The 25849-nt window shown below is 68.4% G+C and carries 23 protein-coding genes; 12 read left to right on the forward strand and 11 right to left on the reverse strand.

What is annotated here, in order from left to right:
• Positions 1–12 precede the first annotated feature (12 nt).
• Positions 13–1479: an MFS transporter gene (locus J2S53_RS07475; RefSeq protein WP_456240383.1), complete on the forward strand. Its 1467-nt coding sequence runs from the start codon at positions 13–15 to the stop codon at positions 1477–1479.
• A 294-nt stretch (positions 1480–1773) separates the two neighbouring features.
• Here J2S53_RS07475 and J2S53_RS07480 read toward each other — a convergent pair whose 3' ends face one another.
• The 7 genes from J2S53_RS07480 to J2S53_RS07510 all read right to left on the reverse strand — a co-directional run bounded on the left by J2S53_RS07480 (position 1774) and on the right by J2S53_RS07510 (position 8394).
• Complete coding sequence (locus tag J2S53_RS07480) at positions 1774–2127, reverse strand: metal-sulfur cluster assembly factor (protein ID WP_207227649.1); 354 nt, start codon at positions 2125–2127, stop codon at positions 1774–1776.
• Between the two features lie 83 nt (positions 2128–2210).
• Positions 2211–2672, reverse strand: coding sequence for a Fe-S cluster assembly sulfur transfer protein SufU (gene sufU, locus J2S53_RS07485; RefSeq protein WP_092627700.1), 462 nt, complete (start codon positions 2670–2672; stop codon positions 2211–2213).
• A gap of 10 nt (positions 2673–2682) precedes the next feature.
• On the reverse strand, positions 2683–4023 hold the full coding sequence (locus J2S53_RS07490) for a cysteine desulfurase (protein WP_456240384.1): 1341 nt from the start codon (positions 4021–4023) through the stop codon (positions 2683–2685).
• Positions 4020–4793 (reverse strand): Fe-S cluster assembly ATPase SufC, encoded by a 774-nt coding sequence (sufC, locus tag J2S53_RS07495; RefSeq protein ID WP_092973464.1) that lies wholly within the window; start codon positions 4791–4793, stop codon positions 4020–4022. Before sufC ends, J2S53_RS07490 begins: the two co-directional genes overlap by 4 nt.
• A 105-nt stretch (positions 4794–4898) precedes the next feature.
• A complete protein-coding gene (gene sufD, locus J2S53_RS07500; protein WP_130467716.1) occupies positions 4899–6092 on the reverse strand; it encodes a Fe-S cluster assembly protein SufD in 1194 nt (397 codons plus the stop codon).
• Entirely contained in the window at positions 6092–7552 is a 1461-nt protein-coding gene (gene sufB / locus J2S53_RS07505) for a Fe-S cluster assembly protein SufB (RefSeq protein WP_092973468.1), read from the reverse strand. Before sufB ends, sufD begins: the two co-directional genes overlap by 1 nt.
• On the reverse strand, positions 7549–8394 hold the full coding sequence (locus J2S53_RS07510; RefSeq protein ID WP_092973470.1) for a helix-turn-helix transcriptional regulator: 846 nt from the start codon (positions 8392–8394) through the stop codon (positions 7549–7551). Before J2S53_RS07510 ends, sufB begins: the two co-directional genes overlap by 4 nt.
• 138 nt (positions 8395–8532) lie before the next feature.
• On the opposite strand from J2S53_RS07510, the gene mptB reads away from it, so the two are divergent.
• The 5 genes from mptB (at position 8533) to J2S53_RS07535 (ending at position 14017) form a co-directional block, all read left to right on the forward strand.
• Positions 8533–10164: a polyprenol phosphomannose-dependent alpha 1,6 mannosyltransferase MptB gene (gene mptB / locus J2S53_RS07515; protein ID WP_456240385.1), complete on the forward strand. Its 1632-nt coding sequence runs from the start codon at positions 8533–8535 to the stop codon at positions 10162–10164.
• Between the two features lie 82 nt (positions 10165–10246).
• Positions 10247–11185 carry an ABC transporter ATP-binding protein gene (locus tag J2S53_RS07520; protein WP_456240386.1) on the forward strand — a complete coding sequence of 313 codons (939 nt, stop codon included), beginning with the start codon at positions 10247–10249 and terminating at the stop codon, positions 11183–11185.
• A gap of 125 nt (positions 11186–11310) precedes the next feature.
• Positions 11311–12027 carry an ABC transporter permease gene (locus tag J2S53_RS07525; RefSeq protein ID WP_456242731.1) on the forward strand — a complete coding sequence of 239 codons (717 nt, stop codon included), beginning with the start codon at positions 11311–11313 and terminating at the stop codon, positions 12025–12027.
• 42 nt (positions 12028–12069) lie between these two features.
• Positions 12070–12921 (forward strand): SCO6745 family protein, encoded by an 852-nt coding sequence (locus J2S53_RS07530; protein WP_456240387.1) that lies wholly within the window; start codon positions 12070–12072, stop codon positions 12919–12921.
• A gap of 124 nt (positions 12922–13045) precedes the next feature.
• Positions 13046–14017, forward strand: coding sequence for a COX15/CtaA family protein (locus J2S53_RS07535; RefSeq protein ID WP_092973478.1), 972 nt, complete (start codon positions 13046–13048; stop codon positions 14015–14017).
• Positions 14018–14075: 58 nt separating this feature from the next.
• On the opposite strand, the gene J2S53_RS07540 is transcribed toward J2S53_RS07535, so the two are convergent.
• From J2S53_RS07540 to J2S53_RS07550, 3 genes are all read right to left on the reverse strand, one after another.
• The gene (locus J2S53_RS07540) at positions 14076–14564 is read right to left on the reverse strand and encodes a GbsR/MarR family transcriptional regulator (protein ID WP_092973480.1); all 489 of its coding nucleotides are present in this window, start codon (positions 14562–14564) and stop codon (positions 14076–14078) included.
• A gap of 209 nt (positions 14565–14773) precedes the next feature.
• Positions 14774–15640: an ATP-grasp domain-containing protein gene (locus tag J2S53_RS07545; protein ID WP_456242732.1), complete on the reverse strand. Its 867-nt coding sequence runs from the start codon at positions 15638–15640 to the stop codon at positions 14774–14776.
• 59 nt (positions 15641–15699) lie between these two features.
• A complete protein-coding gene (locus J2S53_RS07550; protein ID WP_092973482.1) occupies positions 15700–16020 on the reverse strand; it encodes a hypothetical protein in 321 nt (106 codons plus the stop codon).
• A gap of 175 nt (positions 16021–16195) precedes the next feature.
• On the opposite strand from J2S53_RS07550, the gene J2S53_RS07555 reads away from it, so the two are divergent.
• Positions 16196–17164, forward strand: coding sequence for a quinone oxidoreductase family protein (locus tag J2S53_RS07555; protein WP_456240388.1), 969 nt, complete (start codon positions 16196–16198; stop codon positions 17162–17164).
• Positions 17165–17254: 90 nt separating this feature from the next.
• Here the strand turns inward: J2S53_RS07555 and J2S53_RS07560 are convergent, their stop codons facing one another.
• A complete protein-coding gene (locus tag J2S53_RS07560) occupies positions 17255–17635 on the reverse strand; it encodes a group I truncated hemoglobin (protein WP_456240389.1) in 381 nt (126 codons plus the stop codon).
• A gap of 290 nt (positions 17636–17925) precedes the next feature.
• On the opposite strand from J2S53_RS07560, the gene J2S53_RS07565 reads away from it, so the two are divergent.
• The 5 genes from J2S53_RS07565 (at position 17926) to J2S53_RS07585 (ending at position 25834) form a co-directional block, all read left to right on the forward strand.
• Complete coding sequence (locus J2S53_RS07565; protein WP_456240390.1) at positions 17926–19626, forward strand: purine-cytosine permease family protein; 1701 nt, start codon at positions 17926–17928, stop codon at positions 19624–19626.
• 72 nt (positions 19627–19698) lie between these two features.
• The gene (locus tag J2S53_RS07570; protein ID WP_456240391.1) at positions 19699–20370 is read left to right on the forward strand and encodes a DedA family protein; all 672 of its coding nucleotides are present in this window, start codon (positions 19699–19701) and stop codon (positions 20368–20370) included.
• Between the two features lie 352 nt (positions 20371–20722).
• Positions 20723–22792 carry a transketolase gene (tkt, locus tag J2S53_RS07575; protein ID WP_456240392.1) on the forward strand — a complete coding sequence of 690 codons (2070 nt, stop codon included), beginning with the start codon at positions 20723–20725 and terminating at the stop codon, positions 22790–22792.
• 52 nt (positions 22793–22844) lie between these two features.
• A complete protein-coding gene (tal, locus tag J2S53_RS07580) occupies positions 22845–23951 on the forward strand; it encodes a transaldolase (RefSeq protein ID WP_456240393.1) in 1107 nt (368 codons plus the stop codon).
• Between the two features lie 257 nt (positions 23952–24208).
• On the forward strand, positions 24209–25834 hold the full coding sequence (locus tag J2S53_RS07585) for a glucose-6-phosphate isomerase (protein ID WP_456240394.1): 1626 nt from the start codon (positions 24209–24211) through the stop codon (positions 25832–25834).
• Positions 25835–25849 lie beyond the last annotated feature (15 nt).

Below are 25849 nucleotides of genomic sequence, written 5' to 3' on the forward strand. Positions count from 1 at the left end.
TCCCCGTGGTCGATGGCGATCGAACTGGGGACGATCCGAACTCGAATCCCGGCACGGCTGGACCGGCTGCCCTGGTCCCGATTCCACTGGCGGGTGGTGATCGGGCTGGGAACCGTGTGGATCCTCGACGGTCTCGAGGTCACCATGGTGGGCTCCGTGGCGTCCCGGCTGACCGAGTCCGACAGCGGTATCCCCATCAGTTCCGGACAGATCGGCATCGCCGCCGCGATCTACGTCCTCGGGGCCTGTCTGGGTGCGCTGTTCTTCGGCCAGCTCACCGACCGGTTCGGCCGCAAGAAGTTGTTTCTGCTGACTCTCCTGGTGTATCTGATCGCCACGGTGGCCACCGCGTTCGCCTTCGCCCCCTGGTACTTCTACCTGGCCCGGTTCATAACCGGGGCCGGGATAGGCGGTGAGTACGCCGCGATCAACTCCGCCATCGACGAACTCATTCCGGCACGGGTACGCGGCCGAATCGACCTGATCATCAACGGGTCGTACTGGCTCGGCGCGGCAGGCGGTGCGGCAACAGCGGTCTTCTTCCTCAACCGGGCCGTGTTCGACGCCGCCGTCGGCTGGCGAGTGGCGTTCGGCGTGGGGGCGGTGCTCGGGCTGGGCATTCTGCTGGTGCGCAGAAACGTCCCGGAGAGCCCGCGCTGGCTGTTCATCCACGGCTACCAGGAACAGGCGGAACGGATCGTGGACCGCGTCGAGCGGGACGTGGCCGAACGGAGCGGCACCAGGCTGGAAGAACCCGGCGAGTCGATCACGGTTCGACAGCGGCGATCCATCCCGTTCCGCACGATCGCCGAGACCGCCTACCGGCGCTACCCCCGCCGTGCGGTGCTGGGCCTCGCGTTGTTCATCGGCCAGGCGTTCCTGTACAACGGTCTCACCTTCAACCTCGGGACCCTGCTGAGCACGTTCTTCGGCGTCTCCTCGACGATCGTGCCGGTGTTCATCGTCATCTACGCGCTGAGCAACTTCACCGGCCCGGTGCTGCTGTCCCGGCTGTTCGACACGGTGGGCCGGATTCCCATGATCGCGGGATCCTACATCGGCTCGGCCCTGCTGACGGTGCCGCTGGCGATGCTGCTGCTCTACGGGATGTTGAACCGCTGGACGTTCCTGGCGCTGCTGGTGGGGATCTTCTTCCTCGCCTCCGCCGGGGCCAGCGCCGCCTATCTCACCGTCAGCGAAGTGTTTCCGATGGAGACCCGCGCACTGGCGATCGCGTTCTTCTACGCGGTCGGCACCGCGGTCGGCGGAATCACGGGGCCGCTGCTGTTCGGCCAGCTCATCGAAACCGAGCGGGTGGGGAACGTGACCCTGGCGTTCCTGATCGGCGCCGTGGTGATGCTGCTCGGCGGTCTCGCCGAACTGATCCTGGGGGTGCGTGCCGAACGCTCCAGCCTGGAGAACCTGGCCAAGCCACTGACGGCCCACGAGGCGGAAGGCACCGGCTCGTCCGCCCAGTAGGACCGCTTCCTCCGAGCCCCGCGGCGGGTCGTGGCGGAGTCCCGCCCGACTCCCGCTGCCGACCCCGGCGACCACGGGAACGAAGGCCGGCCACACGAGAGAAGGACGCCGGTTCGACGGGATCCGACCCGTGAACCGACGTCCCCGATGTACGTCCGCGGGACCACTACCGTGCGCCTTCGTGAAGCGCTACCGCTCCGGATCATCCCGGAGCGCTCGGGTCCTGCCGGGGCGAGAGCAGGCGGGAGGTTCCGCCAAGCGAGGCACCCCGACACCCCGACCGGAGAACCTCGGTCAGAGGGTGAAGCCCAGTGCCCTGAGCTGCTCACGCCCCTCCTCGGTGATCTTTTCCGGCCCCCACGGCGGTATCCACACCCAGTTGATCCGGAAATCGTTGACGAGACCACCGTTGGGACCGCCGGTCAGCACCGAACGTGCCTGCTCCTCGATCACGTCGGTGAGCGGGCACGCCGGCGAGGTCAACGTCATGTCGATCGAAGCCGAGTTGTCCTGCTCGACCTGGACACCGTAGACCAGGCCGAGGTCGACCACGTTGATCCCCAACTCGGGGTCGACCACGTCCCGCATGGCCTCTTCGACGTCCTCGACAGCAGCCAGTTCGGCCGTGGCGGCCGGGGGCTCCGGCATACCCTCGACTCCGCGGACCACTTCGGTACCGTCCTCGGGGGCGGCGGTGCCCCGCTGCTCCTGCGTCTGATTCTCGGTACTGGTCATGACGCTCCCACCTCATCGACAACACGCGATACGGCGTCCCGGAATGCCATCCAACCCAGCAGCGCACACTTGACCCGCATCGGGTACTTGGCGACCCCTGCGAAGGCGACTCCGTCCTCCAGGACGTCCTCGTCGGGTTCGACCTGGCCGCGGCCTTCCATCAACTCTGTGAAGGCCGCCTGCTTGTCCAGTGCCTCTTGCAACGGACGGCCCACCACCAGGTCGGTCAGCACCGAGGTGGCAGCCTGACTGATCGAGCAGCCCTGTCCGGCGTAGGAGACGTCGGCCACCGTCGCCTCCGTACCACTGCCGACCAACCGCACCCGCAACGTCACCTCGTCACCACAGGTCGGGTTGACCTGGAACGACTCGGCGTCGAACGGTTCCCGCAGGCCGTGCCGGTGCGGATTCCGGTAGTGATCCAGGATTATCTCCTGGTACATCTGTTCGAGCTGCATCACCACATCCTCAGCCTGCCGTCGGTGTCACCGCGAAGAAACGCTGGGCCTCGCGGACAGCATCCACCAGAGCGGTCACCTCGTCCAACTCGTTGTAGAGGTAGAAACTGGCCCTGATCGTGGCAGGCACACCCATCCTGCGGTGCAGCGGCCAAGCGCAGTGATGGCCCACTCGTATCTCGACACCCTGGTCGTCCATCACCTGGCTGGCGTCGTGCGGATGCACCCCGTCGATCACGAAGGACACGGCACCACCACGGTTCTCGGTGCTCTCGGGGCCGATGATGCGTACCCCTTCCACGGCGGACAGCTCGCGCAGCGCCCGCTCGACCAGCCGGTGCTCGTGCGCGGATACCCGCTGCATTCCCACCACGGACAGATAGTCCACGGCAGCGCCGAGGCCGACCACCTGCGAGGTCATCGGAACGCCCGCCTCGAAACGCTGCGGCGGTTCGGCGAAGGTCGAACGGTCGATGTGCACGAGTTCGATCATGGATCCGCCGGTGAGGAACGGCGGCATAGCCCGAAGCAGCTCGTGCCTGCCGTAGAGCACCCCGATGCCCGACGGGCCGAGCATCTTGTGCCCGGAGAACACCGCGAAGTCGACGCCGGCCGCGGCGAAGTCGACCGGCCCGTGCGGGACGGACTGGCACGCGTCGAGCACCACGAACGCGCCGACGCGGTGCGCCCGATCCACGATGGATTCGAGGGGGTTGACCGTGCCGAGCACGTTCGACTGGTGGGTCACGGCCACCACCCTGGTGCGCTCGTTGATCAGGGTGTCCAGCTCCGAAAGGTCCAGTCGGCCCTCATCGGTGACCCCGAACCAGCGCAGCGTGGCACCGGTCCGCTGGCACAGCTGCTGCCACGGCACGAGGTTGGCGTGGTGCTCCATCTCGCTGACCACGACCTCGTCACCGGGGCCGATCCGGAACCGCTCGGCCTCCGGACCGGCGGTCGCCGCGTTGCTCATGGCGTAGGCGACGAGGTTGACACCCTCCGTGGCGTTCTTGGTGAACACGATCTCGTTCGTCGCCACACCGACGAACCTGGCGATCTTGGCACGCGCACCCTCGTAGGCGTCCGTGGCCTCCTCGGCCAGCTGGTGAGCACCACGATGCACCGCCGCGTTGGAGGTCTCCACGAAGGAGCGCTCCGCGTCGAGCACCTGGGTGGGGCGTTGCGACGTCGCCCCGGAGTCCAGATACACCAGGGGACGCTCGTCGCGCACCGTGCGCCGCAGGATCGGGAAGTCGGCGCGCAGCGCCGCCACGTCCAGCGGTGCCGGTGCGGTGCCCGCACCTGTCTGCGTGGTGTCCGACCCCCGGACACCGGGAGGCTCAACGGTCATGACTGCGCGGCTGCCTCCTTCTTCTCCGTGAAGCGGACGTAGCCGGACTCCTCGAGCTCGTCGGCCAGCTCAGGACCGCCGGACTCGGCGACCTGGCCCTTGACGAACACGTGCACGTAGTCGGGCTTGATGTGCTTGAGGATGCGCGTGTAGTGGGTGATGAGCAAGACACCTTTGTCACCGCTCTCGGTGTAGCGGTTGATGCCGTCGGAAACCACGCGCAGCGCGTCCACGTCCAGACCGGAGTCGGTCTCGTCGAGGATCGCGAACTTCGGCTTGAGCAGGTCGAGCTGCAGGATCTCGTGACGCTTCTTCTCACCGCCGGAGAAGCCCTCGTTGACGCTGCGCTCCGAGAACGACTCGTCGATCTCGAGGTCGCTCATCGCCTGCTTGACCTCCTTGACCCAGTGCCGAACCTGCGGGGCCTCACCCCGGGTGGCGGTGGCGGCACTGCGCAGGAAGTTCGACATGGAAACGCCCGGAACCTCGACCGGGTACTGCATGGCGAGGAACAGGCCCGCACGAGCGCGCTCGTCGACGCTCATCTCCAGGACCTCCTCACCGTCGAGCAGCACCGAGCCCGAGGTGACGTTGTACTTGGGGTGTCCGGCGATCGCGTAGGCCAGGGTGGACTTGCCGGAACCGTTCGGTCCCATGAAGGCGTGGATCTCGCCCGAGCGCACGGTGAGGTTCACGCCGGTGAGGATCTCCTTCGAGCCCTCCTCCGTGTTGACCTCGGCGTGCAGGTCCTTGATCTCCAGGGTGGCCATCGTGTTCGTCTTCTCCAGGTGGTTGCGCGAAAAGCTGTGTCTTGCTGCCGCGTCAGCGGCGGTGGGCGGGCGGCCGAAACGCCGAGCGTTCCGGCCGTGGCCGGCTCATGCTCCGACCGCCGCCAGTTCCTTGTCGATCGCGGCCTCCAGCCGCTCGCGGACCTCGTCGACCGTGATCTTCTGCAGGAGTTCGCCGAAGAAGCCGCGTACCACCAGCCTGCGTGCCTGGTCGTACGGAATCCCCCTGGCCTGCAGGTAGAACAGCTGGTCGTCGTCGAAGCGCCCGATCGCGCTGGCGTGCCCCGCCCCGGCGATCTCGCCGGTCTCGATCTCCAGGTTGGGCACCGAGTCGGCACGCGCTCCCTCGGTGAGCACCAGGTTGCGGTTCAGCTCGAACGTCTCGGTCCCCTCGGCCGCCGCCTGGATGAGCACGTCGCCGATCCAGACCGAGCGGGCCGAATCGCCCTGCAGCGCCCCCTTGTAGGTGACGTTGCTGCGGCAGTTCGGCTGCGCGTGGTCCATCAACAGCCGGTGCTCCAGATGCTGACCGCTGTCGGCGAAGTACACCCCCAGCACGTCGGCGTCGCCGCCGCGGTCACCGAAGGTCACCTTGGTGTTGACCCGCACGAGATCGCCGCCGAGCGAGGCGGCGAAATGGCGGAACACCGCGTCCTTGCCGAGGTAGGCGTGCTCGGAGGAAACCTGGGTGGCGTCGTCGGCGAAGTCGTGGATGGTCACCACCGACAGTTGTGCCGAGTCCTCGGCGATCATCTCGATGTTGTCGCCGATGATCCCGGAGCCGCGGTAGTCCAGCACGACCACGGCCTCGGACAGCGGCTCGGCCCGGACCTGCAGGTGCCCGTAGGCGGTACGGTCCTGCCCCGGGCCGTGCACGGTGACGGTGACCGGGTCGGTGGCCTGCGTGTCCTTCGGGATCGTAACCACGGTGGCCTCGGTGAACGAGCTCCACGCCTGGGCGGCGATCCGGTCGGCGGGAGCGCCGGCCGCGCCCAGCCGCTCGTCGGAGCGGTCCACGGTCTCCACCTTCACGGCGGAGTCCCCGCTGACCTCCACATCGAGCGAACCGGTGGCCTCGGCCGAGCCGTCGTGCAGTCCATGCAGCCGCTTCATGGGCGTGAAGCGCCAGTCCTCCTCACGCCCACCGGGCACCTCGAAGGCACGCACGTCGTAGGAGGTGAAGCGGTGCCCGCGAGAACTCCGCGGCGGCACCGCGGAGTTCTGCGGATCGCGCTCGTCGAGGCCGTTCCGGCCGGACGTTTCGAGAGTCGACTCCGTCATCAGCCGACGGCCCCTTCCATTTGCAGCTCGATCAGACGGTTCAGTTCCAGGGCGTACTCCATGGGGAGTTCGCGGGCGATCGGTTCGACGAACCCGCGCACCACCATGGCCATCGCCTCGTCCTCGGTCAGCCCCCGCTGCATCAGGTAGAACAGCTGGTCGTCACTGACCTTGGACACGGTGGCCTCGTGGCCCATCGTCACGTCGTCGACCCGGACGTCCACGTACGGGTATGTGTCCGACTGACTGATGTTGTCCACCAGCAGGGCGTCGCACTTGACGTTGGACGAGGAGTGGTTGGCGCGCTTGGCCACCTTGACCAGCCCGCGGTAGGAGGTGCGCCCACCGCCACGCGCGATCGACTTGGAGACGATCGAGGAGGAGGTGTGCGGCGCCATGTGCTCCATCTTCGCGCCCGCGTCCTGGTGCTGGTTCTCACCGGCGAAGGCCACCGAGAGCACCTCGCCCTTGGCGTGCTCGCCCATCAGGAACACCGACGGGTACTTCATGGTCACCTTGGAGCCCAGGTTGCCGTCGACCCACTCCATGGTGGCGCCCTCTTCGGCCTTGGCACGCTTGGTGACCAGGTTGTAGACGTTGTTGGACCAGTTCTGGATGGTCGTGTAACGGCAACGGGCGTTGCGCTTGACCACGATCTCCACCACGGCCGAGTGCAGCGAGTCGGTGGAGTAGATCGGCGCGGTGCAGCCCTCGACGTAGTGCACGTAGGCACCCTCGTCGACCACGATCAGGGTGCGCTCGAACTGGCCCATGTTCTCGGTGTTGATCCGGAAGTAGGCCTGCAGCGGAATGTCGACGTGCACGCCCTTGGGCACGTAGATGAACGAGCCGCCGGACCACACCGCCGTGTTGAGCGCGGAGAACTTGTTGTCACCGGCCGGGATGACCGAGCCGAAGTACTCCTCGAAGATCTCGGGGTGCTCCCGCAGCGCGGTGTCGGTGTCGAGGAACTTGACACCCTTTTCCTCGAGGTCCTCGCGGATCTTGTGGTAGACGACCTCGGACTCGTACTGCGCGGCGACACCGGCGACCAGACGCTGCTTCTCCGCCTCGGGGATACCCAGCTTGTCGTAGGTGTTCTTGATGTCCTCGGGCAGGTCGTCCCAGGTCTGTGCCTGCTCCTCGGTGGAGCGCACGAAGTACTTGATGTTGTCGAAGTCGATCTCCGAGAGGTCGGCGCCCCAGGCGGGCGTCGGCTTGCGATCGAACAGCCCGAGCGCCTTCAGCCGCGCCTGCAGCATCCAGTCGGGCTCTTCCTTGCGCTCCGAGATCTCCCGGACGACGGCCTCGCTGAGGCCGCGTTGCGCGTTCGCGCCCGCGACGTCCGGATCGGACCAGCCGTACTCGTAGTTACCGAGTGTGGCCAGGGTTTCTTCCTGGGACATTGGTTCGGAACTGGGCACCGTGGTGGGTGTGCGCTGCTCCGCAGCGGCAGTCATACGGGCTCCCCTCCATGAGGACTCGGGGCAGTGTCCTGTCGGTCCGGGCTCCGCGACGCGGATCCCGAAGCGACAGCGTTGTGATCGGTTTCCGGACGGCTCGCCGTACGGTCCTCCGATCGTGCGTGCGGAACGTGCGTGGTGCAGGCCGCGTCGCCGTTGGCGATCGTGGCCAGCCGCTGCACGTGGGTGCCGAGAACTTCGGCGAACGCCTCCGTCTCGGCCTCACACAACTGCGGAAAATCCGCAGCGACATGCGCCACCGGGCAGTGGTGCTGACAAAGCTGCTCCCCTGACCCGACGGTTCGAGCGGAAGCGGCATAGCCCTCCCGCGTGAGCGCGTCAGCCAACACCTGGGCCCGTTCGGCGACGGTCCCACTCGCTGCCAACGCCTCACGGTGGTGCTCGACCAGAGCGGCCATCCGCCGTTCGGCGAACGAGCGAATCGCCTGCTCGCCGGACTGTTCGGCCAGAAACCGCAAAGCCGAGACGGCGAGATCGTCGTAGGCATGGCCGAACCGTGCCCGCCCGCTCTCGGTCAACAGGAACAGCTTAGCCGGACGTCCCCTCCCCCTGCGGCCACGAGACGAGGACTCCCTGATCCACGCCTCGCCATCGGCGACCAGCGCATCGAGATGCCTGCGCACCGCCGCCGGACTCAGACCGAGCCGCTCGGCGATCCCGGCCGCCGTGACGGGGCCCTGTTCGAGCACTGTCCGGGCGACCAGCTGCCGGGTCCGCCCGTCACCGGCGCTCGGAGCCGCACCCTGCCGCGCAGAGCCCGGCTCCTCGGCGGCCCACTCGACCGCCGCGCCCGCTGGGGAGGTTCCGACGTTTTTCACAACACTGATGTTACCTAATTTGGAACGGCACGACAGCGGGCAGGTCCGAGCACATGAGTTGTCTCACACCCCGGTTACCCGAACGCACCACTCGCCCTTGCCACGTACCCGTCGGTCGAGTGGCTAGGCTCGGTCAACATGGCGGCAGGCGAAGCAACCGACACCGGCGACTCGGACAGGAGCCACTCCGGCCGGCGGGACCGAACACGGGAGGACGCCGGAACCACCACGATCGCACCGGAGACGAACGACGTCCCGGGACCACTCGACCGGAACGAACGCCGCCAACTGGCACTCGTACGCCGGTTCGGCACCACGGGTGCCCTGCTGCTCGCGTTCGCCGCGGTCGGAGCGGGAGCGGCACCGGTGGACAACCCGATCTCCGGAATCCGCGTGCTGAGCCTGCCCGCCCGCATGCCCACCGTGGCGATGGCCTGCGCCTGGCTGGGCATGCTGATGGTCGTGATCGGCTGGCTGTGGCTGGGCAGGCTCGCGCTGCCGGGACGTAGCCGCCTCGTCTCGCACACCCAGCTCGGCCGCACCATAGTCATGTGGGGCTTTCCACTGGCGATAGCCCCACCGCTGTTCAGCCGCGACATGTACGCCTACCTCGCACAGAGCGCGGTGGCTGCCAGCGGAGCCGACCCCTACGAATTCGGCCCCTCCGAGGCACTGGGCGTGGACAACCCGCTGACCGGAAACGTCCCCAACATCTGGCGGGACACCCCCGCCCCCTACGGGCCGTTGTTCCTGATGCTCGGCAGGGGCATCGCGGCGCTCGTCGGGGAGAACATCGTGTTCGGCGTGCTGCTGTGGCGAGTGGTGATGCTGCTGTCGCTGGCGCTGGCCGTCTGGGCCATTCCCCACCTGGCCAGGCGTTGCGGCGTGCCGCCCGTGTGCGCGCTGTGGCTGTGCGCGGCCAACCCGATCGTGCTGTTCCACGTGGTCAGCGGTATGCACAACGAGGCGCTGCTGATGGGCCTGATGCTGGCGGGCATCGAGCTGGGACTGCGGCTGCCGCGCCCGATGGGACTCGTCGTCGGGTCGGTGGTGATAGTCGTGGCGGGAGCCGTGAAACCCCCCGCCTTCATCGCCCTCGGTTTCCTCGGGATGTATCTGGCGCGCCGACGCGGCGGCCGACTCACCGACCTGCTGCTCGTGGCCGCGGCGATGGTCGCCGTGTTCCTCGCGACCATGACCGTCATCACGGTGACCAGCGGCTGGGGCCTGGGCTGGCTCGAAACGTTCGACGTGCCGAACCGCATCAAGACATGGCTGGCCCCGATGACCGCGGTCGGCATGTTCGGCGGCGGCGGCGTGAGCATGCTGCTGCGACTCGGCAACCACACCGACGCGATGCTGAGCATCACCAAGGTGATCGGATACGGGATCAGCGCACTGGTGTGCCTACGACTGCTCTGGACCTCCTTCCGCGGCCGGATCGAACCCCTGACCGGGCTGGGGATAACCCTGGGAGCCGTGGCGCTGCTCGGCCCGGTGCTGCACCCCTGGTACCTGCTGTGGGCGCTTGCGCCGCTGGCGGTGTCCACGAACGACTCGCGGTTCCGGGTGGTCACCATCGCCATCAGCGCCTCGGTCGCGCTGCTGGTGCCCCCGACGGGCGCCGGGTACGTACTGCGCTACTACATGATCCCGTTCGCCGTGATCGCCGCCCTGATCGCGTTCGCCGCGATCCTGCTGCTCACCCGCGGCAGGGTGCCGCGGCTGCTGCCCAGCCTGCGTCGACCGGCCACGCCTGACTCACGATGAACCTCACCACCGGCTCCCGAGGTTCCGCCGAACGAGCACCTACGAAAACCGTGCCGGAAGAACGGTATTAGGCTGGCGGAGCGTGAACCCAGACGCCGACTCCGCCGCTGTGCGGGCACGGGGGCTGACCAAACGATTCGGCGGCAACACCGCCGTGTCCGAGATCGACCTGCACCTGGCGCGCGGTGAGATGCTGGCCCTGCTCGGCCCGAACGGCGCGGGCAAGACCACCACCGTGGAAATCTGCGAGGGCTTCCTGCGTCCCGACGCCGGGCAGGTCCGAGTGCTCGGACTCGATCCGGTCGACCAGGGTGCCCGGCTCCGCCCCCGCATCGGGGTGATGCCCCAGGGGGGCGGTGCCTACCCCGGTGTGCGCACCGAGGAGATGTTGCGCCTGGTGGCCGCCTGCTGCGCCGAGCCGCTCGACCCGGCCTGGCTGTTGGACATTCTCGGACTCGACGGAGTGCGCACGACCCCCTACAAGCGGTTGTCCGGCGGGCAGCAACAACGACTGTCACTGGCGTGCGCGCTGGTCGGCAGACCGGAACTGGTCTTCCTCGACGAACCGACCGCGGGAATGGACGCCCACGCGCGCAACCTGGTCTGGGAACTGATGTCGGCGCTCCGCGCCGACGGGGTCGGTGTGCTGCTGACCACCCACCTGATGGACGAGGCCGAGACCCTCGCCGACCGGGTGGTGATCATCGATCACGGCCGCGTGCTCGCACGGGGCACCCCCGAAGAACTCACCTCCGGCGACGAGGAACACCGCGAACTGCACTTCCGGTCCCGCCCCGGACTGGACCTCGAACAGCTGCTGACCGCGCTGCCGGAAGGGTGCTCCGCCCGGGAAGTGCGTCCGGGACAGTACCTGGTGCGGGGTCACATCGACCCGCAGACCGTCTCCACCGTGACGGCGTGGTGTGCCCGGCACGGAGTAATGGCCGACGAACTGCGGATCGGCAGACGCAGCCTGGAGGACGTCTTCCTCCAACTGACCGGACGGGAGCTGCGCGCTTGACACGACAGGAAAGCTCCGACAGCGCGTACGAGGGGCTCGCGAACACACCGGAACGGACCACCCGGAACCCCACCTTCGCACCGGGAACCTTCCGCCCCTCTCCGGGACGGGCCAATCCGCTGCGGATGCTGCTCACCCAGACGCGGGCGGAATCGCTGCTGACGCTGCGGCACCCGGAGCAGGCACTGCTGACCCTGCTGATCCCGCTCGTACTGCTGATCGGGATGAGTACCCTCGACATCGGACTGGTGGAACAGCCCCGCGTCGACTCGGTCACCCCGCGGATACTCGCGCTGGCGGTGATGTCCACCGGATTCACCGGGCAGGCCATCGCACTGGGATTCGACCGCCGCTACGGCGTGATCAAGCGCCTCAGCGCCACCGCCCTCCCCCGCTGGGTGCTGATCGCGGGCCGCGTACTCGCCGCACTGCTGGTCGTGGCACTGCAAACCGTGGTCCTCGGCGGTACCGCCCTCGTACTCGGTTGGCACCCCTCCGGTGCCGGCGTGGCGGCGGCGGTCCCGGTACTGATCCTGGGAACACTCGTCTTCGGTGCGGGCGGAGTGCTCGTGGGTGGCGCGCTGCGGGCCGAGACGGTGCTCGCCGTGGCCAACACGGCCTGGTTCGCGCTGCTGCTGGCGGGCGGACTCGCGATCCCCGCCCGGCACCTGCCCGGCGTCATGAGCTCGCTCGCCGAGTACCTGCCCTCCGGAGCCCTGGCCGAAACGCTCGACGCCTGCCTCGCCGACGGGACGGCGCCCACCGCGGGATCACTACTGGTCCTGCTGTGCTGGGGAGTCATCGCCGGAGCCCTGGCGGTGCGCACCACCCGCCTCAGTTGATCCCGGCTCCGGCGCGGTCCGGGGATCACTAGAGTGCGGGCCATGGAAAACCGAAACGCGCGCCGGGCCAAGAACGCTCTCGACCTACCGCACGCCATGATCTACTTCGCTCCCGAGCTGGAACGGGAAATGTCCGAGCTCGGGATCGACTCCTGGAGCAGGGCCTACTTCGCGAGCCGTGCCGCCCCGCTGGGCGCCGTCGGGGCGAACCTGGTGACCGCCACCTTCTACAACTTCAACCCCGAACTGGTGCGCCAGCACATTCCCGCCGCCTGGTCGGTCGCCGATCCGGAGGACATCGTCGCCGCACGGTTCCGCGCGGTCTCGGGAGCCCTGGAACGAATGCTGGGACGGGAAGCGGTCCGTTCGGAGGCGGTCGACGAAGCCGGACGGCTCGCGGCCAAGGCCGCCGAGAGGTGCTCGCCCGCGGGCAAACCTCTGTTCGCCGGACACGCGGAGATCGAGTACCCGGACGAACCGCATCTGCGCCTGTGGCACGCCCTGACACTGTTACGGGAGTTCCGGGGCGACGCGCACATCGCCGTACTGCAACAGGCGGGACTCGGCCCGCTGCAGGCACCCGTGCTGCAGAGCGCGGCCGGACGGGGGATGAACGCCGCGACGTTGAAACAGACCCGGGCCTGGTCCGAGGAACAGTGGACCGACGCACAACTGGAACTGGCCGACCGGGGCCTGCTGGACTCCTCCGGAGCGGTGACAGCGGCCGGTGAGCAACTGCTCGACGAGATCGAGGACACCACCGACGCGGCCTCGTTGGAACCGTGGCGCGCGCTCGACACCTCGGAGTTCTCCAAGCTGCTCGAACACGGCGGCGCACTGAGCAAACAGCTCCACGAGGCCGGCGCGGTGCCGAAGCGGCTCTTCGAGCACTGACTCCGCCGGGCTGCGCACTCTCGCGGTGGTGGTCCCCGTCCGGCGGGAATCACCACCGTGGCGTGCGACACCGACGCGCGGTCCCCCGCGCCGGGCGACGCCCTGGTGTGCCTACCATCGTCTCGTGCCGACCCTGTCGTTGCCAGAACGAATAACCCGCCCCTCCGCCCGGCTGGTTCGCGCCTCGGCCGTCGCGGTACTGGTCACCCAGATGATGATCGCGGTAACCGGCGCGGTCGTGCGTGTCACCGGCTCGGGACTGGGGTGTCCGACGTGGCCGCAGTGTTTCCCCGGCAGCATGGTGCCGGTCTCGCACGCCGATATCGCGCCGCTGCACCAAGCCGTCGAGTTCGGCAACCGGCTGCTGACCTGGGTCGTCGCGGCCACGGCGCTGATCTGTCTGCTGCTGTCATGGCGAGTGCGCCCGGTCCGCCCGAGACTGCGCCTACTGGCCGGGTTGGTGCTGATCGGTGTTCCGGTGCAGGCCGTGATCGGCGGTATGACGGTGCTGCTGGATCTGCGCTGGTGGAGCGTATCGCTGCACTTCATGGCATCGGCGGTGCTGATCTGGATCTCCGGGCTGCTGGTCAAGGCAGCGGGCGAGGGTGACGAGAAACCGTATCCGGTCGTCACCGGCAGGATGCGCGGCGTTCTGGTGGCGCTGACAGCGGTCGCGGCCGCGATGTTGTTCGCGGGCACGCTGGTCACGGCGGCGGGTCCGCACGCCGGTGACCCGAGCACCCCGCGGCTGCCGATGTCCATTCCGCTGCTGACCCAGCTGCACGGGCTGCTGGTGATGGCCTATCTCTGCCTGCTGGCGGTGTTCGGGTTCTGGCTGCGCGGCACCTCGCCGACTCGTGGCCTGCTGCGTGCCTACGCCACCGCCTGCCTCGTGGTGCTCGCGCAGGGGGTGATCGGGTCGGTGCAGTACGTCACCGGGGTTCCCGAGGGGCTGGTGGTGGCCCACGTCCTCGGCTCCACGATCGTGATCGCGACGGTGTCCCTGCTCTGGGCGGAGTCCCGCTACCGGGGCCCGGCTCCCAACCGGCGGCAGCCGCGCTCGGTTCACGTGGCGAGCGAACCGGTGAGTGGTTGAACGAACCCGCTGTCGCCGGGATGGCGCGTCGGGGGGTGAACTCCGGGAGCCTGCCGGATCAGCTCCGCCTGCGGGAGTCCCGTTCCCAGCGGCGCCACAGCTCCGGGATCTCCTCGGACAGCCACTGGTAGAACTCGTGTACCGCCCGCAGTCTGCGGGCGCGCTCCCCCTGTCCGCTGAACATGCGCAGCCCGGAGTCGATCAGGCTCTCCAGCTCGACCATGCGGTGCATCCGGGCGCTGACCAGCTCCGGCCAACGATGCTCCTCCACCCGGTAGAGCGCGGCCTCTCGGCCTTGCCGGGTGGTTTTGGAGACGATCCCCAGCCGCACCAGGAACCGAACGTTGGTGCTGATCGAGCCGGTACTGGCACTGAGCGCGTGCGAGAGCTCCGCGGCGGTGCGTTCCGGCGGATCACAGATCAGCAGGAAGGCAAGGACTCGCCCGGCGATCAGCGGCATCCCTTCGGTGGACTCGAAGTAGGCCGCCATCTGCTCGATCCACTCCGACATGGCGGGGCGGTCCGTGCGCTGGGTGTACTCGACCACTGGTGTGCTCGCTTCCGGATCCGGACCACGGAAGCACCGTGATCGGTTTCGCTAAACACTGAAACCATAGGTGGAACCGACACACAAGACAAGACGCCTCCCCGGCACGGCGATTTCGCGAGAAATTTACGCGGGACCGGGGTGCGGGCCCACCCACCGATCCCGCGACGAGCCGGACGGAGCACCCGGGTCAGGCGGCCCGATGCGAGTCAGGAAGCCCGGCGCGCGAGCTCGGCGCGCACGGCCGAGGCGAAGCGCAGCGGAGCCGCCCGGTCGGCGAGCAGGAAATTGAGCCGCGGTTCGATCAGCTCCAGCTCCAACAGCATGGGGTCGCCGTCGTCGCCACGGATCAGGTCCACGCGCGCGTAGAGGAACTCGTACCGCGCCACGCCCAACAGCTGCCCGGTGGCGTCGAGCACGTCCTCGGCGACCCGCCGCAGCTCGGGAGCGGGATCGGTGGCGAACGGCCCCTTGCCGAGCTCCGCCGAACCAGCCGCGTCATCGGCCGGGTCCAGCAACGGCCCCTTCACGAAACCGTGCGAGTACACCCCGCCGAAGAAGACCAGCGCGGTCTCACCCTCTCGATCGACCACGGGCTGATAGGGCTGCACCAGCGCCGGGATGCCTTCATCGTGCAACGAACGCAGATGTAGCAGGGCCCGTTCGCGCTGTTCGGGCAGGAACCGCGCCGCGCCCCGCGAACCGGCCCCCACCGTGGGTTTGACGACGAACTCCCGCTCCGGCAGTTCGGGAGCGTCGTCGGCCCGCACCTGATCACCGGGCTCCACGACCCGGGTGGGAGTGACCGATACCCCGGCCTCGGCGAGTTCCGCCAGGTACCGCTTGTCACTGTTCCAGCGCACCACCCGCGCCGGGTTCGCCAACGCCGGTACGGACTCGCACCAGTCCACGAACTCCTTCATCCGCGAGGTGTAGTCCCAGGTGCTGCGCAGCACCACCAGGTCCGCGGTCTCGAAGGGTTCGGTCGGGGAGTCCCACACCGCCCAGCGGCTGTCGATTCCCAGTTCGTCGAGCGCGGCGAGCAACGACCGCTCGTCCTCGTGGGACTCGGGCATGTCGGAGTAGGTCGCCAGCAGCACGCGAGGACGGCCACCGGCTCGGTGCGTATCGCTGGTCACCTCGCGCGTGCCCCCGCCATCTTCCTGCGGTGGGCTGGTCCGATCGTCAACGCCGCCGCGGTATCGGAGTCCCAGTCACCGCTTTCCAGACCTGCCACGGCCTCGACGACCGACTCACCCGTTGTCGGGTCGGGAACCAGTACGTCGCCGAGCGCGCCGTCCTGGCCGATGAGCACTATCCGTGCCCCGCCCTTGCCGAGGTTCTCCACCACGGCACGTGCCGAACCGCCGTGTCGGGCGACGAACTCGGTGGCGGTGGCCACGGCACGTTTCGGAGGCCGCGTCGGCGCGGTCTCACCAGTCTGCTGCGTAGTCACGCGGCTGATCGTAACGGTAGCCCGGCCGATGACGGAGCGACGCGTGAGCCACACCACCCGGCGAATGCTCGGGGCATGCCGCTGGAATCACCTTGAGCGGTACCGAACGGAGTTCTCGTGGCATGATCGAACGCCACGGAACTGCCAGGCGAAACCACGGATCAGGAGGCCGCGCATGCGCGCTGTTCAGGTCACCGAGCACGGCGGCCCAGAAGTGCTGCACACCGTCGACGTGGCGGACCCCGAACCCGGCCCGGAGGAGCTGCTGGTCGGGATCACCGCCAGCGGCGTGAACTTCATCGACACCTATCAGCGCGGTGGGCTCTACCAGGTGTCGTTGCCGTTCACGCCGGGCTCCGAAGGTGCGGGGACCGTGCTGTCCGTGGGGTCCGGCGTGAACGGCTTCGAGATCGGCGACCGGGTGGCGTGGGCCATGGTTCCGGGCAGCTACGCCGAGCGCGCCGTGGTACCCGCGGACAAAGCGGTGGCACTGCCCACCGCGCTCGGGGAGCGCACCGCCGCGGCCGCGATGTTGCAGGGCCTGACCGCGCACTACCTCACCGCCTCCACACACGTGGTGAAGCCGGGCACGGTCGCGCTGGTACACGCGGCGGCCGGTGGGATGGGGCTGCTGCTGACGCAACTGATCACGCTGCGCGGCGGCCACGTGATCGGCACGGTCTCCACTCCGGAGAAGGAACGGCTGGCGCGCGAGGCGGGGGCCGAGGACGTCATTCGCTACACCGAGCGGGACGTGGCCTCGCGGGTGCGGGAGCTGACCGGCGGAGTCGGGGTGCACGTCGCCTACGACGGGGTCGGCAGGGACACCTTCGACGCGAGCCTGGCCTCGCTGCGTCCGCGCGGCACGCTGGCGCTGTTCGGTGCCGCCAGTGGCCCGGTGCCGCCGGTGGATCCGCAGCGGCTCAACTCGGCGGGTTCGGTTTTTCTCACCAGGCCGACGTTGGCGCACCACATGCTGGACCGCGCGGAGCTGGACTGGCGAGTGGGTGAACTGTTCGACCTGATCACACGCAACGAACTGCGGATCCGCATCGGGGGCAGTTATCCGCTGGCCGAGGCGGCGGAGGCCCACGAGGCGCTGGAAGGGCGCCGGACCACCGGAAAGGTACTGCTGGAACCCTGATCGCGGTCCGCCGGGACGGTGCGAACCCGTCCCGGCGGACTCCGCTTCAGCCGTGGGCGACGGTGTGCCCGGCGGAACCGGACGGCGGTGTCACGTGGTCATCACGGGGACGGTGATCACGTCCCTGGCCAGGGGCGCGATGGCGAACAGGGTTCCGGTGAGCAGCGGCTCCGGTACGGAGCTCTCACGCAGCGAGTCCGCGAGATGCCCGATCACCAGGTCGTACTCGTCGTGGTGGATTCCCTCCGCAGCGGCGGTGTCCGGCTCGGCGCCCGCGCCGGAACCATCGACCGCTCCGGCACCACCGAGCGCGGCGGTGAACAACCGGACCTGGTGTTCCCGCAGCAGGCTCAGATCCACCCGGTGGAAGTACCCGGCCAGCCGGGAATCGGCCAGTGCCTTTTCGTAGAACCGGAAGACGACTTCGCGTACTGCGGGCTCGCCACCGAGCTGCTCGTGAATAGTGGTCATCACTGCCTCCGGAACTGGGAATTCGACGTCACCCCCGAGTGAATCCTGCTCGCTTTTCCGGGACGTAATTGCCGCGTAAACACCGGAAGTAACTTCACGGCCCTGCCGACGAACACCGCCCGACCGTCTCGGAGCTCCCGAACAAGCACGCCGTGTGTTCGAGCGGAGAACGCTACGGGAAAACACTCCGGAAACACGTTCGGAGTCACCGCGCAACAGAACCGCACCAGAATCCCCGCCGCACCCGGCTCAGCCCGCCGGGAGAGCGAAAACGGTGAGAGGAGTGCGTATTGCCGCGGCAGACCAGCGACGCGAGCACGACCACCCGAGCGGCCGACGAAACGCTCGAGGACTACACCCTGCGGTTCGCCCCGCGCGGTTATCGGCGATGGAGTCCTCCCGTGGTCGCGACCACGGCACTCGGCGGCATCGCCTACCTCGCCGACTTCTCCATCGGAGCCGGCATCGGGCTCACGCACGGCACCAGCAACGCGCTGCTGGGCATAGCGGTGGCCGCACTGATCATATTCACCACCGGGCTGCCCATCGCGTACTACTGCGCGCGCTACAACATCGACCTCGACCTGGTCACTCGCGGATCCGGGTTCGGCTACTACGGCTCGGTGCTGACCAGCGTCATCTTCGGCAGCTTCACCTTCATCTTCTTCGCCACCGAGGGGGCGATCATGGCGCAGGGGCTGCGGGTGGGACTCGGGATCCCGCTGTGGCTCGGCTACCTGATCACCACGCTGATCGTGATCCCACTGGTGGTTTACGGCATGTCGGCCCTGAGCAAACTGCAGGTCTGGACGACGCCGGTGTGGTTGCTGCTGATGGTCGCCCCGATGGCCTACCTGGTGCTCAGTGATCCCGGTTCCCTGGGGGAGTGGCTGGCCTTCGCGGGACGGGACGGCTCGGGCGGCGTGAGCGTCGCCGCGGTGCTGCTCGGTGCCGGGGTGGCGCTGTCGCTGATGGCCCAGATCGGCGAGCAGGTGGACTACCTGCGCTTCATGCCACCCAAGACCCGGGAGAACTCGCGGCGTTGGTGGATCTCGGTGGTCGCGGCCGGGCCGGGCTGGGTGGTGCTCGGCGCGCTCAAACAGGCGACCGGGGCTTTTCTGGCGTTCTTCGTGCTGGGGGTGGCCGGTTCCGCCGCGACCGAACCCGTGGAGCAGTTCCTCGGCGTCTACGGGCTGTTCCTGCCCGGATGGCTGGCGGTGGCCCTGGCCGTGGTGCTGGTCGTGGTCAGCCAGATCAAGATCAACGTCACCAACGCCTACTCCGGCTCGCTGACCTGGACGAACTCGGCGACCAGGCTCACGCGTCGCTATCCGGGACGCAACGTGTTCGTGTTCGGCAACCTCGCCGTGGCACTGGTGCTGATGGAGGCGAACATGTTCGCGTTCCTGAACTCGGTGCTGAGCTTCTACGCCAACACCGCGATCGCGTGGGTGGTCACGGTCGCCTCGGACATCGTGCTGAACAAGTACCTGCTGCGTCTCTCGCCGCGGGTGCCGGAGTACCGCAGGGGGATGCTGCACCCGATCAACCCGGTCGGAGTGATCTCGTTCTCGGCAGCGAGCGTGATCTCGATCGCGATGTACTTCGGGGCGTTGGGTTCCGCCTTGCAGCCCTACTCGCCGATCGCGGCGGTGCTGCTCGCGCTGGTGCTGCCCCCGATGGTCGCCATCGCCACCGGAGGGAGGTTCTACCTGCGGCGCACCGACGACGGGATCCCCGAGCCCAGGTTCGACGGCACGGGCACTCCCGTGGCGACCGCGTACCGCTGCCACGTGTGCGGGCAGGACTTCGAACGGCCCGACGTGCTGGCCTGTCCGACGCACGAGGACGTCGTCTGTTCGCTGTGCGCCACCACGGACCGGACGGGGACGCATCTGCTGCCTGCGCAGTCGACCCCGCTGCCACGTGCGGGATTCCGTCACGGAAACGGCCACGAAGACCGTGACGGCGAACCCCTACTGAAAAACTGAATCGAAAGAGTGACTGTGTAGGATCGTGCGGGAAACTCCCGCGCGATCACTACGTAGTTCTGGAGCACACGTATGCCGCTGGTCTCCGACGTGTTGGACACGCTTTCGTCACTTCCCGACGAGCTGCTCCTCACCGTCGCGGGGGCCATGGCGTTCGTGGAGTCCGGCCTGGGGATGGGGATGTTCATCCCCGGCGAGACCGGCGTGCTGATCGCCGGTGCCTCCGTGGACAACCGGGCACTGCTCGGTGTGATGCTGCTGGTGGTCACCGTGTGCGGCTCCGGGGGTGACCACGTGGGTTACCTGTTGGGCAGACGCTACGGCCCGGCGATGCGCTCCACCTCGATCGTGCGACGCATGGGGGTGCGACGCTGGGACCAGGCCACCGCCACACTGGATCGACACGGGGGCCTGGCGATCTTTCTGACCAGGTTGGTGCCGATAGTCAGGACCTTCACACCCGCGGCGGCGGGGGTCTCGCAACTGCGCTACAACCGCTTTCTGCCTGCCTCGTTGTCCGCGGCGGCGCTGTGGTCACTGGTCTACGTGTGCACTGGTGCGCTGGCCAGGGCTTCGCTGGAACGTGTGGGGGCGATACTCGGCAACGCCAGCTGGGGGGTATTCGGCGTGCTGGCCGTCGGAATCGCGGGGCTCGTGCTCGTTCGACGGGCTCGCGCGCGCCGGCAGCGACGGGAAGAGCCGGAGCACTGCCCCGAGGCGGAATGCCACGCCGAGGCGGAGTGAGTTCGTCCGAACCGCGGCACCGGCATCCTGTTCACGGGAAACGGATCCGTGCTTTTCCGCTTCCTCCGTCGAAGGCGACTTCCCGCGTCGAAGGCGACGAGGAAGCCTCGATTCGATAACTCCGAGTGATTATCCGAACACGGATAGCACGTTTCGCGCGTTCACACGAACGGGGGTGAGGCATCGAACGCATCCACGAGGCGGACGGGTCGCGACACCGAGCACACAACAGGATTACGCTGCACGTTGGACGAGGGATAACAGCGGAACGAATCGGTCAAGTTCGACCGGATTCACCGCGCGAGGGAAACTGGAGCCGCGAGGAGTGTCCGTCACAGACGACCTTGCCCGTTTGACCACCAAACGAGTTCCCGAGGACTGGACCGAGCTGGACCAACGCGCCGTGGACACGATCCGCGTACTCGCCGCCGACGCGGTCGAGAAGTGCGGCAACGGCCACCCCGGTACCGCGATGAGCCTGGCCCCGGCCGTGTACGCGCTGTTCCAGCGGGTACTGCGCCACGATCCCAACGATGCGAGCTGGATCGGCCGGGACCGCTTCGTGCTCTCCGCCGGGCACTCGAGCCTGACGCTGTACCTGCAGCTCTACCTGTGCGGATACGGGATGGAGCTGGAAGACATCAAGGCGCTGCGCACCTGGGACTCGGCCACTCCCGGACACCCGGAGTACGGCCACACCACGGGTGTAGAGACCACCACCGGCCCGCTGGGCCAGGGACTGGCCAACGCGGTCGGCATGGCGATGGCCGCCAGGCGCGAGCGCGGCCTGTTCGACCCGGACGCCGAGCCGGGCGAGAGCGTTTTCGACCACCAGATCTACGCGCTGGCCTCCGACGGTGACATCGAGGAAGGTGTCACTTCCGAGGCGTCCTCCCTGGCCGGGACCCAGCGGCTGGGCAACCTCACGGTGATCTACGACTCCAACGAGATCTCCATCGAGGACGACACGCACATCGCCCTGTCGGAGGACACGGCCAAACGTTACGAGGCCTACGGCTGGCACGTGGTCACCGTCGACGGCGGCGAGGACGTGCGGGGCTTCCTGGACGCGGTGGAAGCCGCGCGGGCCGAGACCGAGCGTCCGAGCCTGATCGTGCTGCGCACGGTGATCGGCTACCCGGCCCCGAACAAGATGAACAGCGGCAAGTCCCACGGCGCCGCGCTGGGCGGCGAGGAAGTCGCCGAGGTCAAGAAGGCACTGGGCTTCGACCCGGACAAGTCCTTCGAGGTGGCCGACGAGGTGATCGCCCACACCCGCACGGTCGCCGAGCAGGGCAGGGCCGCGCACCAGAAGTGGCAGATCGCCTTCGACTCGTGGGCGGCGGAGAATCCGCAGCGCAAGGCACTGCTCGACCGGTTGAGCGCCCGTGAGCTGCCCGCCGACTGGGCGAACGCGCTGCCCAGCTGGGAACCGGACGCCAAGGGCATCGCCACCCGCAAGGCGTCAGCCGAGGTGCTGGCCTCGCTCAAGGATGTGCTTCCCGAGCTGTGGGGCGGTTCGGCCGACCTGGCCGAGAGCAACAACACCACGATGAAGGGCGCCGACTCGTTCGGCCCCGAGAGCATCTCCACGGAGATGTTCCAGGCACAGCCCCACGGCCGCACGCTGCACTTCGGCGTCCGGGAACACGCCATGGGCTCGCTGCTCAACGGGATCGCGCTGCACGGCGGCACCCGGCCGTACGGCGGCACCTTCCTGATCTTCTCCGACTACATGCGGCCCGCGGTGCGGCTCGCGGCGCTGATGCGGGTTCCCACCATCTACGTCTGGACCCACGACTCGATCGGGCTGGGCGAGGACGGGCCGACCCACCAGCCGGTGGAGCAGCTGGCGAGCCTGCGCGGGATCCCCGGGCTGTCGATGGTGCGTCCGGCCGACGCCAACGAGACCGCGGCCGCGTGGAAGAGCGTGCTGGAACGGCCCGAGGGACCGGCCGGGCTGGCGCTGACCCGCCAGGGCGTGCCGACGCTGGAGGGCACCGACAGCGAGGGTGTCGCGCGGGGTGGCTACGTGTTGGCCGATGCCTCCTCGGGTACACCGGAGCTGGTACTCATCGCCACCGGCTCCGAGGTGCAGCTGGCTGTGGAGGCCCGCGGGATCCTGGAGAACGAGGGCGTCCCCACTCGCGTGGTCTCTATGCCGTGCGTCGAGTGGTTCGACGCGCAGGACGAGAGCTACCGGGAGCGGGTGCTGCCGACGGCGGTGCGTGCGCGGGTCGCCGTCGAGGCGGGCATCGCGCAACCCTGGCACCGCTTCACGGGTGACAGCGGCGAGATCGTCTCGCTGGAGCACTTCGGTGCTTCGGCCGACTACAAGACGTTGTTCGAGAAGTTCGGTATCACCACCGAAGCCGTGGTCGCCGCGGCCCGGCGGAGCCTGAGCAGCGCGCGGTCGAACTGAGACCGGTCGCACCCGGCCGAACCGCAACCGCTGCGAACGACGGAGGTAACTAGTGAGCGGCAACAGCAATCTGCAGGCACTCAGCGACGCCGGCGTGGCCATCTGGCTGGACGACCTGTCCAGGCAGCGGATCAACTCGGGCAATCTGGCCGAGCTGATCGATAACAAGAACCTGGTGGGGGTCACAAGCAACCCCACGATCTTCGCGAGCGCGCTGTCCAACGCGGCGGACTACAACGACCAGGTACGTGAACTCGCCGGTCGGGGTGCCGGGGTGGAAGAGGCCGTCCGCGAGTTGATGACCAAGGACATCCGCGACGCGGCGGACGTCTTCCGCGAGGTGCACACCGCCACCGGTGGTGAGGACGGCCGCATCTCGCTGGAGGTCGACCCGAGGCTGGCCCACGACACCGAGAGCACGGTCAAGGAGGCCCTGGAACTGGCCAAGGCGGTGGACCGCCCCAACCTGTTCGTCAAGATCCCGGCCACGGTGGAGGGACTGCCCGCGATCACGCGCACGCTGGCGGAGGGCATCAGCGTCAACGTCACGCTGATCTTCTCGGTGCAGCGCTACCGCGAGGTCATGGACGCCTTCATCACCGGCCTGGAGCGGGCCAGGGAGAACGGGCACGACATCAGCCAGATCTTCTCGGTCGCCTCGTTCTTCGTCTCCCGCGTGGACTCGGAGATCGACAAGCGACTGAAGCAACTGGACGGACCGGAGCACCTGTACGGCAAGGCGGCCATCGCCAACGCCCGGCTGGCCTACGCGGCCTATGAGGAGGTCTTCACCGGCCAGCGCTGGCAGGCCCTCGAACAGGTCGGAGCACACCGGCAACGACCGCTGTGGGCCTCGACCGGTGTCAAGGAGCCCGCCTACTCCGACACCCGCTACGTCGACGAACTGGTGGCACCGAACACGGTCAACACCATGCCGGAGTCCACCCTGGAAGCGGTCGCCGACCACGGCAACGTCCTGGGCGACACGGTCAGCGGCACCGCCGGGGCCTCGCAGCAGGTGTTCGACTCGCTGTCCGAGATCGGCATCGACCTCGACGACGTCTACACCGTGCTGGAGCGGGAAGGCGTGGAGAAGTTCGAGAAGTCCTGGGACGAGTTGCTGCGGACGGTTTCGCAGCAGCTCGAACAGGCTCGGTAACGGTGCCTCACCCGTGTGGGGAGCACTCCCCGCACGGGTGAAAACCACGCGAACGCAGGCGGCCGCCCGGTCGGATCGAGGAATCCTGACGAGTGGGTGTTCGGCACGGACGACCGGCCGGAACACGGCGGTGGTACCGGGAAGTCCTCCCGGACCACGCCCTCGCTCGTGAAAGGGCCTCGCGAACCGGCGGCCGCCTGTAAACGTGTGCACCATCCGTCTCGTCGTGTGTTGACGATCGAACGCGAAGGAACCATATGACGACTGAAACCTCAGCCGAGATCGCCGATCCTTCGCTGGCACGGGAGGCCGAGCCCCTGGTCCAGCGGCTGGTCAACGACCGTGCCGCGAGCGAACTCGCCGCGCAGGATCCGACGCTGTGGGGTCCGGAGGCCGAGTCGGAGGCATCGATCCGGCTGTCGTGGACCACCCTGCACGAAACCTCGCGCGGTCTGGTCGCCGAGATCGACGCACTGCGCGCCGAGCTCTACGAGGAAGGGCTGACCCGGGTCGTGCTGGCGGGCATGGGCGGCTCCTCGCTGGCTCCGGAGGTGATCACGGCCACGGCCGGTACCGCGCTGGTCGTGCTGGACACCACCGATCCGGCCCAGGTGCGTGACGCCCTGGAGGGCGAGCTGGAGCGCACCGTGGTGGTGGTCTCCTCCAAGTCCGGCACCACTGTGGAGACCGACAGCCACCGGCGCATCTTCGAGCGGGCGTTCTCCGAGGAGGGCATCGACCCCGCACGGCGCATGATCGTGGTCACCGACCCCGACTCCCCGCTGCAGACCACCGGGGAGGAGTCCGGCTACCGCAAGGTGTTCACCGCGGACCCGAACGTGGGCGGACGCTACTCGGCGCTGAGCGCCTTCGGCCTGGTGCCCGCCGGGCTGGCGGGTGCCGACATCGCCGGGCTGCTGGACGACGCCGAATCGATCTTCCCCTCGGTGAGTGCCGACGACGAGTCGAACCCCGCGATCCGGCTGGCCGCCGCGCTGTCGGCCGCCCACGGCTCGGGGTCGGAAAAGGTGGTACTCGCCGACAGCGGCTCCGGCATAGTGGGCTTCGCCGACTGGGTCGAACAGCTGATCGCCGAGTCCACCGGCAAGTCCGGGATCGGACTGCTTCCCGTGCCGGTGGAGAACGTGGAAGCGCCCGGTTTCGCCACGGCGGGCGGCGACGCCACACCGGTGACCATCGGCCCCGCGGCCGGTGCCGCGGCGGTGGGCACGCACGGCTCGCTGGGTGGCCTGATGCTGCTGTGGGAGTTCGCCACGGCACTGGCGGGCAGGCTGCTCGGTATCAATCCGTTCGACCAGCCCGACGTCGAGGCCGCCAAGCAGGCGACACGCGGCCTGCTGGACGGTCCGGCGGGAGGCCCGGCGGCGACGCCGGCCGCCGTGGACGGGGACATCGAGATCCACGCGGCGGGTGAGTGGCTCTCCCCCGGTGTCGGCACCGTGGCCGAGGCGCTGCGGGCGCTGGTCAACGCGGCTCCCGCGAACGGCTACCTCGCGGTACAGGCCTACCTCGATCGGCTCGACGACGCCTCGATCAGCGTGCTTCGTCCCGAACTGGCTCGCCGCAGCGGGCTGCAGACGACTTTCGGGTGGGGTCCCCGCTTCCTGCACTCCACCGGCCAGTACCACAAGGGCGGTCACCAGAACGGGGTGTTTTTGCAGGTGACCGGCGCGGTCGATGAGGACATGGAGGTTCCGGGACGTCCGTACACCCTCTCGGGGCTGCAACGTGCCCAGGCCCTCGGGGACGGCCAGGTTCTCGCGCAGCGGAACCGGCCGGTGCTCCGGCTGCACCTCACGGACCGGACCACCGGACTGGTGGAGCTGGTCAAAGCGGTGCAGGATCTGCGTACGGCGAGCTGAGGCGCGAGCGGCAGG

The sequence above is a fragment of the Actinopolyspora lacussalsi genome (genome assembly GCA_030803735.1).
Lineage (GTDB): Bacteria > Actinomycetota > Actinomycetes > Mycobacteriales > Pseudonocardiaceae > Actinopolyspora > Actinopolyspora lacussalsi.